This window comes from Burkholderia sp. BCC0405, from assembly GCF_902833075.1.
Classification (GTDB): Bacteria; Pseudomonadota; Gammaproteobacteria; order Burkholderiales; family Burkholderiaceae; genus Burkholderia.
Genome location: NZ_CADFEO010000005.1, coordinates 135,465 through 153,259, shown reverse-complemented (window position 1 = coordinate 153,259; position 17,795 = coordinate 135,465). Strand labels below are relative to the sequence as shown.

15 protein-coding genes and 2 pseudogenes are annotated in these 17,795 nt (G+C 58.2%); 9 read left to right on the top strand and 8 right to left on the bottom strand.

Translation table 11 applies throughout. The annotated features are described in order from the left end of the window. Window positions 1-171 precede the first annotated feature (171 nt). The 6 genes from HWX36_RS10090 to HWX36_RS10065 form a co-directional block, all read right to left on the bottom strand. Window positions 172-897 carry a hypothetical protein gene (locus tag HWX36_RS10090; protein ID WP_244136359.1) on the bottom strand — a complete coding sequence of 242 codons (726 nt, stop codon included), beginning with the start codon at window positions 895-897 and terminating at the stop codon, window positions 172-174. Then, window positions 894-1,256, bottom strand: a complete 363-nt coding sequence (locus tag HWX36_RS10085; protein WP_244136358.1) for a hypothetical protein — start codon at window positions 1,254-1,256, stop codon at window positions 894-896. Before HWX36_RS10085 ends, HWX36_RS10090 begins: the two co-directional genes overlap by 4 nt. Continuing rightward, on the bottom strand, window positions 1,253-3,232 hold the full coding sequence (locus HWX36_RS10080) for a DUF3274 domain-containing protein (RefSeq protein WP_175951958.1): 1,980 nt from the start codon (window positions 3,230-3,232) through the stop codon (window positions 1,253-1,255). The genes HWX36_RS10085 and HWX36_RS10080 overlap by 4 nt, the downstream gene beginning before the upstream one ends. A gap of 27 nt (window positions 3,233-3,259) precedes the next feature. Next, window positions 3,260-3,988, bottom strand: a complete 729-nt coding sequence (locus tag HWX36_RS10075; protein WP_244136357.1) for a hypothetical protein — start codon at window positions 3,986-3,988, stop codon at window positions 3,260-3,262. 234 nt (window positions 3,989-4,222) lie between these two features. Continuing rightward, a complete protein-coding gene (locus HWX36_RS10070) occupies window positions 4,223-4,945 on the bottom strand; it encodes a hypothetical protein (RefSeq protein ID WP_244136356.1) in 723 nt (240 codons plus the stop codon). After that, window positions 4,942-7,425 carry a type VI secretion system Vgr family protein gene (locus HWX36_RS10065; RefSeq protein ID WP_175951957.1) on the bottom strand — a complete coding sequence of 828 codons (2,484 nt, stop codon included), beginning with the start codon at window positions 7,423-7,425 and terminating at the stop codon, window positions 4,942-4,944. Before HWX36_RS10065 ends, HWX36_RS10070 begins: the two co-directional genes overlap by 4 nt. Window positions 7,426-7,663: 238 nt before the next feature. On the opposite strand from HWX36_RS10065, the gene tssC reads away from it, so the two are divergent. The 8 genes and pseudogenes from tssC to HWX36_RS10025 all read left to right on the top strand — a co-directional run bounded on the left by tssC (window position 7,664) and on the right by HWX36_RS10025 (window position 13,246). Further along, window positions 7,664-9,052 (top strand): type VI secretion system contractile sheath large subunit, encoded by a 1,389-nt coding sequence (tssC, locus tag HWX36_RS10060; protein WP_244136355.1) that lies wholly within the window; start codon window positions 7,664-7,666, stop codon window positions 9,050-9,052. A gap of 60 nt (window positions 9,053-9,112) precedes the next feature. Next, the gene (tssK, locus tag HWX36_RS10055) at window positions 9,113-10,459 is read left to right on the top strand and encodes a type VI secretion system baseplate subunit TssK (protein WP_175951956.1); all 1,347 of its coding nucleotides are present in this window, start codon (window positions 9,113-9,115) and stop codon (window positions 10,457-10,459) included. After that, window positions 10,456-11,118, top strand: a complete 663-nt coding sequence (locus HWX36_RS10050; protein WP_175951955.1) for a DotU/TssL family secretion system protein — start codon at window positions 10,456-10,458, stop codon at window positions 11,116-11,118. Before tssK ends, HWX36_RS10050 begins: the two co-directional genes overlap by 4 nt. 12 nt (window positions 11,119-11,130) lie before the next feature. Beyond that, window positions 11,131-11,562 carry a type VI secretion system baseplate subunit TssE gene (gene tssE, locus HWX36_RS10045; RefSeq protein WP_175951954.1) on the top strand — a complete coding sequence of 144 codons (432 nt, stop codon included), beginning with the start codon at window positions 11,131-11,133 and terminating at the stop codon, window positions 11,560-11,562. A gap of 17 nt (window positions 11,563-11,579) precedes the next feature. After that, entirely contained in the window at window positions 11,580-11,858 is a 279-nt protein-coding gene (locus tag HWX36_RS10040; RefSeq protein ID WP_175951953.1) for a PAAR domain-containing protein, read from the top strand. 299 nt (window positions 11,859-12,157) lie between these two features. Then, window positions 12,158-12,409, top strand: a pseudogene (locus HWX36_RS10030) (IS30 family transposase); the annotation flags it as partial. A gap of 79 nt (window positions 12,410-12,488) precedes the next feature. Then, window positions 12,489-12,773, top strand: a pseudogene (locus HWX36_RS37080) (IS5 family transposase); the annotation flags it as partial. Then, window positions 12,662-13,246, top strand: coding sequence for an IS5 family transposase (locus HWX36_RS10025; RefSeq protein ID WP_244136354.1), 585 nt, complete (start codon window positions 12,662-12,664; stop codon window positions 13,244-13,246). The pseudogene HWX36_RS37080 and the gene HWX36_RS10025, both read left to right, overlap by 112 nt. Window positions 13,247-13,468: 222 nt before the next feature. Here the strand turns inward: HWX36_RS10025 and HWX36_RS10020 are convergent, their stop codons facing one another. Together HWX36_RS10020 and HWX36_RS10015 are read right to left on the bottom strand one after the other, a co-directional pair. Then, on the bottom strand, window positions 13,469-14,383 hold the full coding sequence (locus tag HWX36_RS10020) for an alpha/beta fold hydrolase (RefSeq protein WP_175951950.1): 915 nt from the start codon (window positions 14,381-14,383) through the stop codon (window positions 13,469-13,471). A gap of 151 nt (window positions 14,384-14,534) precedes the next feature. Continuing rightward, window positions 14,535-16,778 carry a TonB-dependent siderophore receptor gene (locus tag HWX36_RS10015; RefSeq protein WP_244136353.1) on the bottom strand — a complete coding sequence of 748 codons (2,244 nt, stop codon included), beginning with the start codon at window positions 16,776-16,778 and terminating at the stop codon, window positions 14,535-14,537. 302 nt (window positions 16,779-17,080) lie between these two features. Here HWX36_RS10015 and HWX36_RS10010 point away from each other — a divergent pair, with 302 nt between their 5' ends. Beyond that, on the top strand, window positions 17,081-17,788 hold the full coding sequence (locus HWX36_RS10010; RefSeq protein ID WP_175951949.1) for a FadR/GntR family transcriptional regulator: 708 nt from the start codon (window positions 17,081-17,083) through the stop codon (window positions 17,786-17,788). Window positions 17,789-17,795: the final 7 nt, after the last annotated feature.

The following is a 17,795-nucleotide window of genomic DNA, read 5'->3' as shown; positions in this document are numbered from 1 at the left end:
GTTTCACCCTTGTCATTGCTCCCACCTTCAATCACTGTGCCGCTCTCCTCATGGATGCGGTAGCGCTAGCCCTTTGTAACATCATCCGGATGGCCATCGCAGTGAAGTACAAATTTGCGCGAATTAGGTTCTGCGTTGGCAAGCGGCGGATACCTCATTTTTGGGCGACATTTAATCTTTAGATGTTGCCGGACACGTCCAATGAGTAGCCCCAGACGGTGACTTCATGTTTAACGGAATTTGGCGGCGCGAAACAGGCTTTCCGTAATGGTACATGGCCGGAACTGTATCACTATAATGCGAAATAACCGGATTCATATCCTGATTAATATTCAAAACAAAGTCAGATCGATTGGAATAGCTGGCCGGATCATCGCGATTAACTTTTGTAACATAAAGATCGCTCTCATCTTGAATTACCACATAATCACGGTCGTCATTGCCCACCAAAAACCACTGAAAGGTTCGCCCCCCATCACTGGAATAGTTAATGCGCAACAACCCTCCCCTCGTCTCCGATTCCGACCTCGAAGGAATTGCAATGTAATTTGACGAGGAACGAACAGCGTAATAACCCCGATACAATCCGGTATTTTCGCCACCCGTAAATGAAACCATTGTTCGAACATTATGGCGGGTATCATAGTAAAAAATTTGCCCATCCATTTGCCCGACGATGCAAGGATGCTTGCTACGGATCGTAATGTAGCGACTATCATCAATCCGATATACTACGTATTCACGGAAATCAGCCTTGGACGGTGCGCTCGCGGTCGACTGCGCGGAGTTGGCACATGCCACCAAAAGAAACGGCATCGCCAACGCAGCCAGGATGGCCTGTATTTTCTCAATGACTAAGCCTCCGAAACGCACACGATCATTAAAGAGTTTTATCACGGCTTATCCTTGCCAAGTAGTTCAATTCGGACGACTTCGGCAATCTCGCTTTGCGCAAGGCTCGTTTCCCCCTTCTCGTTGCTCACCCCTTCGATCACCGCGCCGTTTTCCTTATGGATGCGGTAGCGTTGCCCCTTGATAACGTCTTCCGGATGGCCGTCATAGTGGAGCAGGAATTTACGCGAATTAAGTCCCGCGTTGGAAAGCGGCGGATACAACTCATGTAGGCTCACAGGTCCTTGAGCAGAGGTGCCAGAGCGTTTGAAAATAATCGACCATGGCAGCAGCGAAGGGAGCTGCGGATACGATACGATTCGATGCGCGGAAATATCCATAAACGTCGCAATGGTCGGGGTCAAGATTTGGCGTAGATCGATTTCGCGTGGACTTCGCCGTTGGTTTCGCAGTCAACTCCTTCTGGCGGTTCACCGGCATGCTGGAAATCACCGCCCTGTTCGTAATCGGGGTCTTCCTCGAGCCAATCAGCCATCTTGAGCAGTTGCTTCCAGAAGGTGTGATCAGCGAAGCTGTCGGCGCGCCCGATCGGCAGGTCATAGGCAAGCACCCGTTCGACAAGCATCCCATTGTTGTACATCAGAATCGTACTGTGATTGGTCGGCGTAGCGATCGTCTCCTTGAATTCCTCATCCACTTCTGCCGGCGTCTGCGGCCGGGAACGCGTCTGGCTGGAGGCGTCGTAAGGTGAGGTCGCTTCGGGTACAGACTTCGGTTTGTCCTGGTAAAGTTCCCTGTAGTATTTGTAATCGTCGTCATCGGCGAGTTTTTTATTTTTTTCCAGTTCGTGGTTCTCGTCGAAATTATCCATCTCGTCTGCCGATACCGGGCATGGGACCTTAGGAGCGTTGACGTTAACCGTCTCTTTCGGATCGATGGAAGTCAGCTCGTCACTAATGCCCATGATTTTTGGAGGTTTGGGATTCCACGGTCCTCCCCCCTTGGATGGGTATCGAGGGGTATCCGCGTTGGGTGTACCGCCCACTTCAGACGAGCGCATGAATTGGCGCTGATAGAGCACGCCCTTGTACTTGGCGAAAGGGTCAACCTTTGCGAACGAGTGAGGCTGATCCGGATCAGGCAGGTTCTTGTCCATGCCTTTCCAGCCGATGCTTTGAAGCGGTGTCGAGCCCATCACCCGATCATGTGGCGAGAAGTAAATGAACACGCGCCCATGGTTGTGATGGCTCGAAATCTTGTCTCCCTGGACAGGTTCCTCGGTCGAAATGGATGGATTCCATTTGATCTTGCTATCAGCCGGATCTTCGAGCACCAACGGGGCATCGCTAGCTGGACCGTTCTGTTGCGGGTTCGTTGACATCGTGCCAGCATCGGAGTGCTTCATAACCTCGGCCGTATTGAGCCAACCGCCAACACCTTCGAGTTGCTCGGCGGTTACCTTGGCATTCGCATCAGCCTGGGATTGCTGAAAGCGATCGAGCATATTGAAGAACGTCTTGACGCGCGCCTTCGTGGTAGGAGCCTTGCTACCCATCTGGACATCATCCATAGCAGTCTCATTGAGACGATATGGCGAGTTGCACAGGAACAGCGTGTCCGGGACCTTTTTAACGTAAAACATCGCAAGCGAGGCAATCATCGTGCCTTGACTATGACTAACGACAGCGATCGTATCGTTGGGATGCTTGTCATAAATGGTATCAATCAGCTTCGCAAGCCGCTTCGACGCGTTCACGTAGTAGGTTCGCGGAGGACAGGCATTGAGCGGACGATTGCGTTCGGGATTAATGACCGGACTGCCGATATTGATACCCCAGAGCTTTGGATCAAAGCCGTCATACCACGACATGCTCAACGCTGTTGTGCCGTTCTGGAAAGGGCCACCGCCCCAATAGTACGTGTTGCCCCTGACATTGGGCTTGGGTGGATGATACGAATCAGGCCGGTATGAATAAGCCGGGTAGGCGTAAGGTGCACTGTTGGGAGCCGACGGCAATTGAACCCGAGTTTCAAGCGGAATCCGCCACGGGAACGTCCCCGCGTCAGTTTGATCTTTGGGCGCACGATAGCCCCAGTAAAAATTGACAATCGGACTGTTTTTAAAATCTATGCCCTTGAACGACCGAAGATCCTTGCTAGATTTTCGACCATTTTCCTCGAGATCGCTCCTTCCAAGTCGCTCATTAAGGCCTTTAATTATAGCGGTTTCGGCATCTCTATACCATTCACCCTCGGAGTTGACACCGTGCACAAAAATGACAATGCATGGCACCGGACGCTGAATTGGCACAAGAGCCGCGTTTCCATCACCCGGGACACACACCGATTCGGCAACAAATTTTGGCTTTCTATTCCCCATAATAATCCACTCTCCACCGAGAAAAATCTAATCCTTTGGTATTGCCGAACAGGTCCAGTTGGTCGCCCCAGATGGGGACTTCATACTTAGCGGTATTTGATGACGAACGACGGTTTTGCCATATATTTCGATCGGTGATGACGTGTTGTCATAGTGCGAAGTCTCTGGATCCATGTCCTGGTCAATATCCAAAACGGTACCAGGTCGATCAGAGTAATTACTCGAGGATTTTTGATCAAACAACGTTAAATATAGATAATTCCCTTTCTGAATAATCGAGTAATCTGGCCGATCATCATATCCCGCCAAAAACCACTTAAACGTACGCCCCCCATCATGAGAGTAATTTATGCGCAACAACATGCCTCGTCTTTCAGAGAAAGCAAACGATGGTATGGCAATAAATTTGGGGGTGGATTGAATTGCGTAATATCCACGGTAGAGCCCATTATTCATCCCACCCGTGAACGAAACCATTGTTCGAACATTTTGACGGGCATCATAGTAAAAAATTTGCCCATCCATTTGCCCGCCGATGCAAGGATGCTTGCTACGGATCGTAATGTAGCGACTATCATCAATACGGTAGACCAAGTATTCGTGGAAATCGGCCTTGGAAGATGCATCCGTAGTCGGCTGCGTCGAATTGGCACATGCCACCAAAAGAAGCGGCATCATCAACGCAGCCAGGAAAAATCGCTTCGTTCCCGCGATTACGCCAGCAACACGCACACAATTTCCAAAGAGTTTTATCACGACTTATCCTTTCCAAGCACTTCAATTCTGACCACCTCGGCGATCTCGCTTTGTGCAATGCCCGTTTCACCCTTTTTCATTACTCACGCCTTCAATCACTGTGCCGCCCTCCTCATGGATGCGGTAGCGCTGACCCTTTGTAACATCATCCGGGTGGCCATCGCAGTGAAGTACAAATTTGCACGAATTAGGTTCTGTGTTGGCAAGCGGCGGGCACCTCATTTTTGGCGAAATTTAATCTTTAGGCGTTGTCGGACACGTCCAATGAGTAGCCCCGGACGGCGACTTCATGCTTAACGGAATTTGGCGACGCGCAACAGGCTTTCCGTAACGGTACATGGCCGGAACCGTATCACTATAATGCGAAAGATCCGGATCCATGCCCTGATTAATATTCAAAACAAAGTCAGATCGATTGGAATAGCTGGCCGGATCATCGCGATTAACTTTTGCAACATAAAGATCGCTCTCATTTTGAATTACCACATAATCACGGTCGTCATTGCCCACCAAAAACCACTGAAACGTTCGCCCTCCATCATGGGAATAGTTTATATGCAACATCATCCCTCGAGTTTCAGAAAACGAAAGCGACGGAATGGCGATGTATTTTTGACTGGAGCGAATAGCGTAATAGCCTCGATAGAGGCCATTCTTCATCGGCCCGGTGAAAGAGACAAAAGTACGGACGCCTTGCTCCGTGTCATTGTAGTAAATATCCCCATCTAGATAACCATCACATCTTTGCGGGCTTCGAATACTAATGTAGCGATCCCCGTCGATACGATAGACTACATACTCGTGCCAATCAGCCTTGGAGGACGCGTTCACGACTGGTTGAGCACTATTGACGCATGCGACCAAAAAGATCGGCATCATCAACGCAATCAGGAAAAATCGCTTCTTTCCCGTGGTTTTGTCCACCTCACGCACACAGTTTTTAAAGATTTGGATCACGACTTATCCTTATCGAGCAGTTCAATTCGGACCACTTCTGCGATCTCGCTATGCGCGACGCTCGTTTCCCCCTTGTCATTGCTCAGCCCTTCAATCACCGCACCGTTTTCCTTATGGATGCGATAGCGCTGCCCCTTTATGACGTCATCCGGATGGCCGTCGTAGTGAAGTATGAATTTGCGCGAATTAGGCCCTGCGTTGGCAAGCGGCGGATACGATTCCTGCAAGCTTGCGGGTCCCTGTGCAGACGTTCCCGCGCGCTTGAAAATGATCGAACCCGGACACCCCAGTTCGATATTGCCGCCGGATAGCTTGATATAGGCACCGCCGGATGAGATTACGACTGCATTACGGGAGAACGCGTGAAGCTCGCCTTCGACGCTGACAAGCTTCATGTCTTTCGCAGACGTCATCAGCACCTGGCCCGCATGGGCGATGGCCTGAATATCATTTTTTGCAGCAACAACTTTGACTCCTTCGTTCTGTGCGAAAATCGATGCTGCATTGGCGGCAGACAACGAGACGTTTTTTCCTGCACCAATATCGACATTTTCGATGGCAGTTGCCGTGAGACTCGTCTTCGCCGACAACTGCAGGTGATCGCCACTGGTAACAGCCACGCCAGCCGGCGCTGTCGCCAACAGGACGGCACGCTGGAGGCGGTCCAGTCTTTCAGAAAGTAACTGACGCTGTTGCTCGACTGCGTTGACCTGCGCCTGGGCAGCTTGCGCGGCTTTCTCGAGGCTTCGCATCAATTGCAAGGCCTCTTTCAACTGCGTCGACGCCGCCTGCATATCGAGTTGCTTGCCTTCCGCATTGGGCTGATCATCTGCGGAAATCAGCAAACCTTTGCCTCCGCGGATTGCGCCGTAACCAGAAGTACGGAGTTCGAAGCCTTCGCCTCTATACTTGAGCTTCTGATTAACCAGATAGCCGAGATCGAGATGACTCGTCCCTGAATGCTCGGTGCTAAGCTTGACTCCCTCCTGCCCCGCCCAATCCTCCATCCGCAGTTTGTTGTTCGCTTGCGTCCGGATCATGTTGCGGGACTGCCAACGGCGATCGCTCGTCACTAAGTCCCGAGCCTGGCTGTGGTGGTGGAAGCCGATGATCTCCGGCTTGTCCGGATCTGCATCGCGAAACGCGATCACGGCTTCGTCGTTGTCCAGCGCCGGAAAGTGAAAACCGGTCTGCAGCTTGCCCGCGAAAGGTTTAGCGAGTCGCAATGGCACGCTCTCTCCGCCCGCCGGCCATTCCGCGAAATCCACGTCAAATCGCACGGTGTAATAGCCAGCCGCGTTCAAATACGCATATTTGTACTGGTCTGGTGACGTCACCCGTGCGCTCAACGTCCCGGCAATCTTCGGCCACTTTGCCTCTTCGAGCTTCAGGCGGAAACGCCGGTTCGCCGGGATGGCTTGATAGGAATTCGTATAGGCCCGGTCCCGTGCGCCCGTATGGATCACTTCGATGACCACCTGCCCATCCGGTGCGTCGGGCAGTACGGTATCCAGGTTCAGCACACGCCCCGGCTGAAGCGCCCGCACATTGCTTTCACCTTCATAGACAACCTGCCAGGCAATCGCCGCTTCGTGGCGCAGTTGCGCCTCCCACTTCGCGCCGTCCTGGTCGAGATGGTGCGTACCGTAGACATACGGCTGACCGTAGGTGGTCGGATCCTGCGGCGCGACGTTCGCCTCGTCCTTGAATCGCTCCCACGCCTGCTCGGGGTTATAGTCCGCCACCAGGAACGACTGCGGCACCGTTGTGGCATGCGTCCTGAGTGCTGTCACGGATTCGGCGCCACTCGCCTCAAGGCCGGCCACTTCGCGATACGGGACCGTCAGGTGCGGGTCCCACTGGTAATGATCAACGTCGTCGGCAAACACCACCTGATCACCGTGTTCAGTCTCGGCGATATAGCTGTAGATCCCAGCCTTCTGCATCAGCATCTGCACGTAGGCCAGGTCGTCAAGTTTGTACTGGAAGCGAAACAGGTGCTTCGGATACTCGCGGCGCAGGCGGAACGCGAACTGATGGCCTTCGAGCCTGTGGCTGCGCAGCACTGCCTCGATGATCTGCGGGGTGGTCTGGTGCTGGTAGATGCGATTGGTAGTCACCGCCTCAAGACGAGCAAAGTGCGACTTGAGCACAATCTCGTACTTGGTAAAGTCCGCAGTCGTCTGCAGCGTCGAGAAACGCGCGATGAAGCCTGAGAACTTCCGGGGCATGCCATCGTCGGGAATGATCGTGCAGGCGGCGTCGCGATTCAGGTAGTCGGTGCGCGCGAGCTGCAGCGGATGCGTAACCACCACGTGCACCTCGGTGGGCTCCCCCATCCGTTCGGTGGCGTGCACTGAGACGATAGACAGCGCAGCCGCAGAATTGATGCCCGGCACCTCAAAGTAATACGCTTGACGCCCCGGAATTGCAGTCAGATTCGATACGAATCGTTTCGCACCGTCAAACAGGTCTGCCATTTCTTGTAGCCCCATATCAAGATAGCACTGCTATGTACCACCATCGCACGCAGAGCCGAAGCAAAAACAATAACCACACACACCCTGACTCCGGAAGAGCTCACTTCCATTATTCAGGTGAATTGTTGTATTTGGTTGAAGCCAGGCGATTGTTGACGTATACCGCTGTTTTTGAGATGTTTTCCGTGCTATATGTCGCACATCCGCTGATGTCCGGCCAGACTAAATGCGATGCGCAATGAGTGCAGGATTTCAAAACAATCAATCCACCAACACCACCGTAGCTTCCGATACGCTTGCAACCGCTCCGTCGAACGCGATTATTTGCGTGGATCCGGATTTGCTTGATTGGTGTCTGGCAGACCTGGACGAACAACTTGGCCGCCAGCTCGACGCCATCCTGCACCACTCGGCTTTTCAGGCGCTCGAATCGGTCTGGCGGGGTCTGCAATTCCTGGTCGACCGCACCGATTTTCGTCAAAACGTCAAAATTGAAGTGCTGGACGTGTCAAAGGAAGCACTCCATCACGACTTCGAAGACACGCCCGATATCATCCAGAGCGGACTGTTCCGGCTGACATACGTCGGCGAGTACGATATGCCAGGCGGTCAGCCGATCGCCGCAATTATCTCCACATTCGAATTCGACCACCGCGCTCCGGATATCGCGCTGTTGCGCAATATCTCAAAAGTCGCCGCCGCCGCCCATATGCCCTTCATCGGCGCGGCCTCGCCAGCCTTCTTCGATAAACCTTCGATGGAAGCTGTTGCAGGCATCCGCGATCTCCCAATTTGGTTCGAACGGGCCGAATACCTGAAATGGAAAGGTTTTCGCGAGACCGAGGATGCGCGCTACGTCGCACTGACCATGCCGCGGGTCCTCGCACGATTGCCCTATGGGTTCGACACGATACCGGTACGCACTTTCAATTACACCGAGAACGTGCGGGAATCTGGCCGAAACGCTTATCTATGGACGAGCGCGGCATTCGCCTTCGCGGTCAATATCGTACGCAGCTTCGTGCGCAATGGCTGGTGCGTGCAGATTCGCGGCCCGCAAGCGGGTGGCCTGATCGACGATATCCCCGTGCATCAATACGATCTTGGCACCGGACAACTCGGCAAAATTTCGACCGAAGCGTTAATTTCAGAAACACGCGAGAATGAATTTGCCGATATTGGATTAGTCCCACTCTCCTACACCAGCAATCACGACCAGACTTGTTTTTTCTCGGCACATTCAACCCAGCGACCACGAACGTACGATGCGCGCGACGCATCGGCGAATAGCCGGATCAACGCGCGTCTGCCGTATGTTTTCCTGCTGTCGCGCATCGCGCATTACCTGAAGCTGATCCAGCGCGAAAACATCGGCACGACACGGGACAGTCGATTGCTCGAGCTTGAGCTGAACACCTGGATTAAATCGCTTGTCACGGAAATGACCGACCCTGGCGATGATCTTCAGGCCGCGCACCCACTGCGCGAGGCCAAGGTGACGGTCGAGGACATCGAAGACAACCCCGGTTTCTTTCGCATCAAGCTGTTCATCGTCCCGCATTTTCAGATCGAAGGTGTCGATATCAACCTCTCGCTGGTTTCGCAGATGCCCAAAGCGAAGCAGTGACATGCATTTCGATGCGCACAACCACACCGCTACTTTCATACCAGACCAACCTAGAAAAAGATGAAGATAACCAGACCGCTGTGGGCCAAGGGGATTTTCATGACGCCGCAGCACTTCCAGCAGCAGGCGCTATGGGAACAGTATGTTCACGACCGGGTCGCGCGGATTGCGAGCCCCGACGCCTGGGGCACGGTCGATGTGGCACTCGACGATCAGGCGCTGAGCGTCAACCGCCTGCAGTGCACGGTACTCGCGCTGCGCCTGCCGGACGGGACACTGATCGACAGCGAAACGGCCGACTGGCTGCCGGCGGCCCGCAGTCTCGACGACGTACCCACCACGGTCGACACCGTGACCGTGCTCGCCGGCGTGGCGCTGATGGATGCCCAGGGCGGAAACTGTGTCGAACCCGGCGAGAAGCCTGCCCGCCCGCGTCGCGTGACCCGCGAATACAAGCACGTTGCCGATCTGAACGGCGACGGGCAGGAAGAAATCAGCGTCGAGCGCAATATGGTCGCGCTGCTGTTCGACTTCGAGCAGGCCGGAGACTACGTGACGTGCCCGATCGCGCGACTCGTACGCACGCCGCAGGGTCGCTTCGAACCCGACACGACATTCGTCCCGCCATGCCTGTTCCTGTCGGCGAGCGATCGCCTCGTGCATCGTGCGCAGCGCATCTCTGAAATTCTGTCTGCCAAGAGCGCCAGTCTTGCGGTGCGTCGCAAAGAGCGTTCGGACCAGATCGCCGACTTCGCCGTGTCCGACGTGGCGCTGTTCTGGCTGCTCCACAGCGTCAACAGCACCTGGCCCGAACTCGCGCGCCTCGTTCAGGCGCCGGACCAGCATCCGGAACGGCTCTATGCAGTACTCGCCCGTCTGGCCGGCTCGTTGCTGACGTTCTCGACAACCGAGTCACTCCAGGCGATCCCGCTGTACGATCACCACGCACCGGAGCCGATGTTTGCCGAGCTCGAATCGTTGATTCGCACGCTGGTCGATGCCGTTATTCCTTCTCGAGTCGTGCCGATCACGCTGGAGCGCATGCGCGCCACAACGTGGTTGGGTCGAATCAACGACGAGCGGCTGACCGAAGGCGCGGAATACTATCTGTCGGTTCAGGCGGCGATGCCGGCTCACGCCCTCATCGAGCATCTGCCACGCCTCTGCAAGGTAGGCGCCCCGGACGAGGTCGAACAGATCGTCAATTCCGCGTTGCCGGGCATCGTGTTGCGGCCGATGTCGCGACTGCCGGCGGCGATTCCCGTGCGGATCGAAAACCAGTACTTCGCGCTGGACAGCAATGACGCCGCGTTCAAGCGGATGATCGACGCGCACGCGTGCCAGATCTACGTTCCAGCATCGATTCCCGAGGCGTCGCTCGAACTGTACGCGGTGCTGCCGTCATGAATACGATGATCCTCGCCGATTCCCTGCTGCTTCCCGTCGCGCTACGCGACACGGCGCGCACGGTCACCGCGTTGGCCAGCGGGCAACTATCGTTTGAGGCGCTGCGCGATCAATGCAACGCACAGATCACCCACATGCGCTCGGAACTGAGTTCGCGCGGCATCGCGGATCACGCAATCAGCGATGCCGTCTATGCGCAGTGCGCGCTGCTCGACGAGGCGGCATTGACGCACCTCACGGGAGTTGCACGCGAAAATTGGGAGAAGCGGCCGCTCCAGGAGGAGCATTTTTCGAGAAACGATGCTGGTGACGAGTTGATCCGGCGTATCGAAGGCCGTTTGCGCGAGCCTCAACCGACAGGGGTGCTGCTCGCGATATTCGCCGCGGTGCTATCGCTTGGATTCGTCGGGCGGTTTGCGGTCGACGGGAGTACCGCGCGTGCATCGCTTATTCGCAAACTCAACGCACGACTGGGGCGCACAAGTGCCGCGGAAGACAACCGCGTAGTACCTGCTTCGATCGTGGTGAATCGTGGCAGTACTCGGACGCTGCGCATTTCTCCACTGGCCTGGGTGGCGATCGCATGCGTTGCGGTCGGCGTCGTCTGGTTTGCGGTCGATCGATGGTTCATTGCCTCGATTGCCCAGCTCGCGCGATAAGGGAGACAGACGATGTGGGTAGGGCCTGGCTTATTCGAGAGGATCACGGGGCATTTCGCGGACGGTTCGGCGGCGGACGACTACGCCCCAGAGGTACAGGTTTTCCTCTCCGTGCGCGACAACATCGAGCGCATCCTGAACAGCCGACGCGGATCGCTCGCGCATCTTCCTGATTACGGGCTCGACGACCTGTCGGAGATCTATCGGCACCTGCCGTCCTCGGCACACAAACTTCAGCGCGCGATCGAGGCCACCCTGCTCACCTACGAACCGCGTTTGAAGCGGGTGGAAATCGAAATTCATGCCCCCGAACCCGGTATGTTGATCAGCTTCACAATGGCCTGTCATTTGCATCGGGAAGGGCTCGTATGCTTCGGCACGAACTTCATGCCGGACGGCAAAACCCGGCTGCGCATGCTACAGGCAGCACTCGATCGATACTGAACGACGGTGAGGATTATATGAGCAAGATCATGATGGCCCTGAAGGGCAATATGACCACAACGGGCGGTGTCGTTCTGGACGGCGATGGGGGCATGCTCGACGACGGCGTGCCGCTCGCAAGGCATTTGGGCCTCGCCTCATGCGCCCGCTGCGGTCATAACGGACAGATGTTCGGTACAGCGTTGAGCTGGGGGCTAACGAGTACACGCGGCGTACGCAACAACGATGTCGTGATGTGTCAGTGTCCTCCGGGGACGAATCGCGTTATCGCCCGCTCGTCCATCTACGACGAGTAAGCGACGCTCTACATTCGACCTTGTCTAGTCGACGATCTGCTCCACACATGCGGCCCTATTCCGATCGGCCAAGTGATCTTTGGATCTGCCCAACCTCACTTTCTGCTCCATCTTCCCGGACGAATCGAGCAGTAACAGCCATTGACGGAATCTCCGAATCCAAGCTGTCAGTGCAGCTGGCGTCATGCCAACTTGCCGCGCAGCATGGGCTATCGAACAGTCACGGGCGAGCCACTGAAACACAGCGGTCACGGCCTCACGCCCCATTGCTCGATTGAGCCCCGTGCCTGTCATTCGCGTATGGAGCTGTCACGATGGCCAACGCGCTCAAGAAAGCCGTGACGAGCATGCCTGCCCAGTTGTGGCGATCATTGACCTGGGATGGGGGAAAGGAACTGCCCGATCATGCTCGCTTCACAATTGAGTCTGGTGTGAAGGTCTTCTTCGCCGACCCGAACAGCCCATGGCAACGTGGCACGAACGAAAACACGAACGGTCTTCTACGACAATACTTCCCGAAGGGCACGGATCTGTCCCGGTGGAGCGCTCGATAAATTCGAGCCGTTGCTAGGGTCTGTTTACATTCGATGAAATGTGTTTACATCTTGTCTTTTGCGCGAGCGGGTCAAGATGATTCGAACGTTATTGAGCGATGAAGTATGGGCACGAATCGAATCCGTCATGCCGGGCAAGGAAGGCGATCCAGGGCGCACGGCGACCGACAATCGTTGGTTTGTCGAAGCTGTCCTCTGGATCGGCCGAACCGGCTGCCCCTGGCGCGATCTGCCGAAAGAGTTCGGCCGATGGCATACGGTGTACATGCGCTTCTCTCGGTGGCGTCGCAAAGGCGTTTGGGAACGCGTGGCGCACGCCGTGTCCGACGAGACGGAGATCAAACGTGTGCTGATCGACTCGACCATCGTGCGTGCGCACCAGCATTCGGCCGGCGCTCGAAAAAAAGCGGCCCGCAAGCGCTCGGCCGCTCGCGCGGAGGACTGACGACCAAGCTGCATCTGGCCGTCGACGAAGCCGGGCGGCCTCTGCGAATGATCGTCACCGAAGGACAGGTCTCGGACATTTCGTGTGCGCACGAATTGGTCGAGCATCTGCGCACGGGTGCTGTGATTGCTGACAAAGGCTACGACTCGGATGCCTTCGTGAACACCATCCGCGCTACGCGTGCGAAGGCCGTTATCCCGCCGCGCTCGAACCGAAAGACCAAGCGTCGGTACAGCCGCGCGCTGTATCGAACTCGGAACATCGTCGAACGCTTCTTCAATCGCATCAAACATTTTCGTCGCGTCTCCACTCGTTACGACAAGCTCGCCGGCAACTATTTCGCCTTCGCGGTGCTTGCCTGCGCCTTTGGGCCGCTGGTGAGAATGTGAACAGGACCTAATACGCTGAACACCAGGCCCCGGAAAACACTCGGCTGGAAAACACCTGCCGAAGCTCTGGACGAGTATCTCAGGTCTATTCAACAATCTAGCCGGTTGAATCCGCCCTGCACACGCGTGGCCCGTTTTCGGGAAAGTCGGGGGGGGGCTCGCGTGGATCGGCAACGAGCGTTGCAAAAGGCTGGTGGTGCCCCCCTCGACCCGATTCGCCCCCTACTTCATCGCCACCAACGGCCCGACAAACTGCTCAAAGTGCGGCAACCAGATCGGTATCGCCTCCTTGACCGAAAACATCCCGTGCCCGTTCTTGCCGAACGGCGGCTCGACAATCATCTGCCCGCGCCCACCTGCCCCTTGAAACGCGGCAAACCAGGTCGCCACAACCTCCGGCGCAAAATACTTGTCGTTCTGCACGTAATGCCAGAGCACCGGCACCCTCGTCGTGCTCGCGAAATGCCCGATCGTGTCGGCCATCTGCTTCGGATCGCACGGCATGCCGGGATGAGTCGTCGGGTTCCCCCCACGCCCGCCCGAGAAGTTCACCACCGCGACCACCCCTTGCGGCGCGTAGCTGGCCGCCGCCAGCGAAGCAAAACCGCCCGCCGACTGCCCGACCAGCACGACGCGGTTCCGATCCACCTGCGGCAACGTCTGCCCATACCGCACCGCCGCCAACACATCGCGCGCGGCCTGCTGGCCGGCACCAAGATAATCGGGATGCCGGCACGACCCCGCATCCTCTTCATCGACCCCGCCCGTCGCCCCGTACCCGCGGCGGATCGGCACGATGACCGCGAAACCGAGTTGCACGAAAGTCCGGATCTGCGGCAACGCGCGGTAGCGGCCCACCTTCGGCCGGTCGCGCGGATCGGGCGGGCTGCCGTGGCTCAGCACGATCAGCGGAAAAGGCCCGGGGCCGTCCGGCATGTAGGTGGTGGCGACGATGTCCCGCGTGCCCGCCCCTTCGTCGACCGGGATCTTGACGACGGTTTCATGCAGATCCGGCGCGATGGACGTGTCTTCGACCGCCGTCGCCGCGCAGCCGACGACGGAAGCGACCAACGCGCCCGAGATCAGCGCCCGGCACAGGCGGATGGCGATCCGGTTTCGACGAACGACGATGCTCATGGGTGATCCCTCCACGAATCCGCAGCCGACGCGACGGCCCACGCTGCCGCGACACATACGGCGAAGGCATCAGTGTATCCGGGCGGCGGCGCGGTCGGGACAACCGCACGCGCACAGCCCGCCGCACCGGCATCGCGATCGTCACCCGCCATCACCACCGGTAACTCACATCCCCCGTCACCATCAACCGCGAGCCATAGAAACACCCGCCCGCCGAAAAACACGACGACACATAAGTCCGGTCGAACAGGTTGTTCACGTGTGCTGCAACACGCCACCCCTTCCACGCAGGCCGTTCAACGCCAAGGTCATACGACAGCCCAAGATCGAACAGCACGACAGCCGGCACATCGAACGTATTGACGTTGTCGCCCGCGCTACGCCCGACATAACGCATACCTCCGCCCACCCTCAACCCGCGCAACCCAGGCCGCTCAACCGCATAATCCAGCCACAGCGACGCGAGATGGCGCGGCACCGCCGCCACGCGCTTGCCGACGACGGCCGGATCCGTATCGGCCTGCACCGTCGTGTCGAGATACGTGTACGCGGCAATCACATCCAGTTGCTTCCACACGCGCGCACGCCCTTCCAGCTCGATCCCGCGCGATCGCACCTCCCCCGTCTGCACATTGAAGAACGGATGCGCCGGATCCGCGGTCAGGACATTGCGCTGGCGAATATCGAACGCCGCGATCGACGCGTTCCGCAGCCGATCCGGCGACTGATAACGCAACCCGGCCTCAAACTGCTTCGCCTTCGTCGGCGTGAACGGCTGTCCATCGAAGCGCGTGCCGAGCGCCGGTTCGAACGACGTCGAATAGCTCAGGTACGGCGCGAAGCCGCTATCGAACAGATAGACCGCTCCCGCACGCCCGGTGAACGCCCGCGTGCTCTGCCGCACGCTCGCGGAGCGCAGCAGGTCATCGGTCGTCGTGCGCGACCACTCCTCCCGCCCGCCGAGCGTAAAGACCCACCGATCCCAGCGCACCTGATCCTGCAGATAGACGCCGATCCGGTCAGGCGTCTGACGCGTCTGCTGCGCGACCGGCGGCACCGCATACGGCTGCCCGTAATCGGGCGCCCGCGTATCGAGCGGCGGCGCCGCGCCAAAGCCCGACCCGACGAGATTCGCCACCGCATGCTCATACGACAGCCCGGCCAGCACCGTATGCTCGACCGGCCCCGTCATCACGCGCATCTCGGCCTGGTTGTCGAGCGCGAGATGATTCACGTGCTCGCGCGACCACGACAGCGAACGATTCAGCACGCCCGGCGCCAGATACGGCGCGATGAAATTGACGGCCGCACCCGCGAAGTCGACATCGAGATGCGTATAGCGCACGTTCTGCCGGACCTTCCACGTCGAATCGAAACGATGCTCGAACGCATAACCGATCATCGCCTGCGTGCGGTCGTAGGTATCGAAGCCCGGCAGCCCCGGAAAGAAATGCGTCGGAATCCGCCTTCCCGCATCCGGCCAAAGCGTGCCGAGGGCCGGCAGCCAGCCCGCGAAGTTGTTGTGCGGATCGCGCTGGAACGACCCCAGCAGCGTGAAACGCGTATCGGCATTCGGCTGCCACGACAGCGACGGCGCGACGACGATCCGCTGCTGCCGCGAATAATCGATCTGCTCGTCGGCACGGCGTGCGAGGCCGTCGAGCCGGTAGCGCCACGTGCCGTCCTGCGTCACGGGCCCGCTGAAATCGAATGCAAGCTGCCCGCGATCGCGGTTGCCGGTCTGCACGGCAAGCAGGCGCTGCGCATCGCGCGTCGGCCGCTTGCTGACCATGTCGACGATGCCGCCGGGGCTCGCCTGTCCGTACAGCACCGACGCCGGGCCGCGCAACACGTCGATGCGTTCGAGCGTCCACGGATCGACGACGCTCGCGGCCCAGTTCACGCCTTTCGGCAGCGGCAGGCCGTCGAGCATCTGTGGATTGATCGCCGCCGCCGCGAACCCGCCGAAGCCGCGCAGGAACACGCTTTCGAGCACGCCGCCGGGGCGCGAGTCCGCATAGGCGCCGGGCGTGTAGCGCAGGCTCTCGCCGACGCTGTGCACGTCCTGACTATCCATCTGTTCACGCGTGACGACCGACAGGCCCTGCGGCACCTCGACGATCGCCGTGTCGGTCTTGGTGCCCGCGCGCGATACGTCGGCCGCGACGCCCTGCACGGGGCCGACGCCCGTCTCGCGCCGCCCGTCGACGACGATCGGCGCGAGCATCGGCGCATTCGCGGGCTCGCCCGCGTCCGGCGCATCCTTCGCCGCGGCGGCAACCGGCATCGCGGCCGTGCAGGCCAGTGCGGCCGCCCAGCCCGGCACGCGCCGCAACGCCGCGCGCGGCAACGGAAATCCTGGCCGCGCACGGCGGCCGGTGTGTGATCGATTCATCTCGGGTTATCCGGAAAGCGGAGACGGACATCGGCGGATACGCCGCGCCCTTGAGTAGAGAGTCGGGCCGCTCATGCAACAGCGACCTCGACTGAACAGCGAATGGGAATCATTTACGCCGACGCGGCGCGGGTAAATGCCGGTGGACGCAATCGACGAATGTGTGGCGCGCATCGATCGAGCTCGGATTTATTCATCCGACGTTAACAAAATGTCACGTTTGAATATCGTTATCCTGAACGACCAAACGAATGATCGGATGATAGGATAGCGACACCCTCAAGTTTCAAGCGAAACACGCAATGTCAAGCCTGCCCCCGGCCACACGACACTCGCTCGTCGATTCGGCGATCGAGATCCTCAAATCCAACATCACTTCCGGCATCTGGCGCGTCGGTCAGCGCATTCCGACCGAGCTCGATCTCGCGAAACAGCTCGAGGTCGGGCGCAACACGGTGCGCGAGGCCGTCCGTACGCTCGCGTATTCCGGCGTGCTCGAAGTACGCCAGGGCGACGGCACCTATGTGCGCCGCAACGTCGATCCGGCGGAGACGATGCGCGACGTCGATCGCGCCGCGCGCAGCGACCATCTCGAACTGCAGTGCATGCTCGAAACGGAATGCGCGCGCTACGCGGCGCGCCGGCGCACCGACGAGGATCTCGCGACGCTGCGCAAGCTGCTGAAGGCTCGCGGCGAGCGCGAAGCGACGCGCGACGTGAAGAAGTTCGTCGAGCGCGACCGCGCGTTTCACATCGCCGTGGCCGCCGCATCGCACAATCACGCGCTGGAAGCGCTGTATCGCTATTTCTCGGGCTCGATCCTCGCGAACGTCGAAGACATCCTCGTCGAACTCGACGAGGCCGAGATTCCCGAGCCGGACATGCGGGCGCACCAGGCGGTGCTCGACGCGATCGAACAGCGCGACGAGAACAAGGCGGTTCGCGCGACGCTCGCGATCCTCAAGCCTCAGATGACCTGGCTCGAGACCCGCGAGACGCCCGCCGCCTGACGCGCCC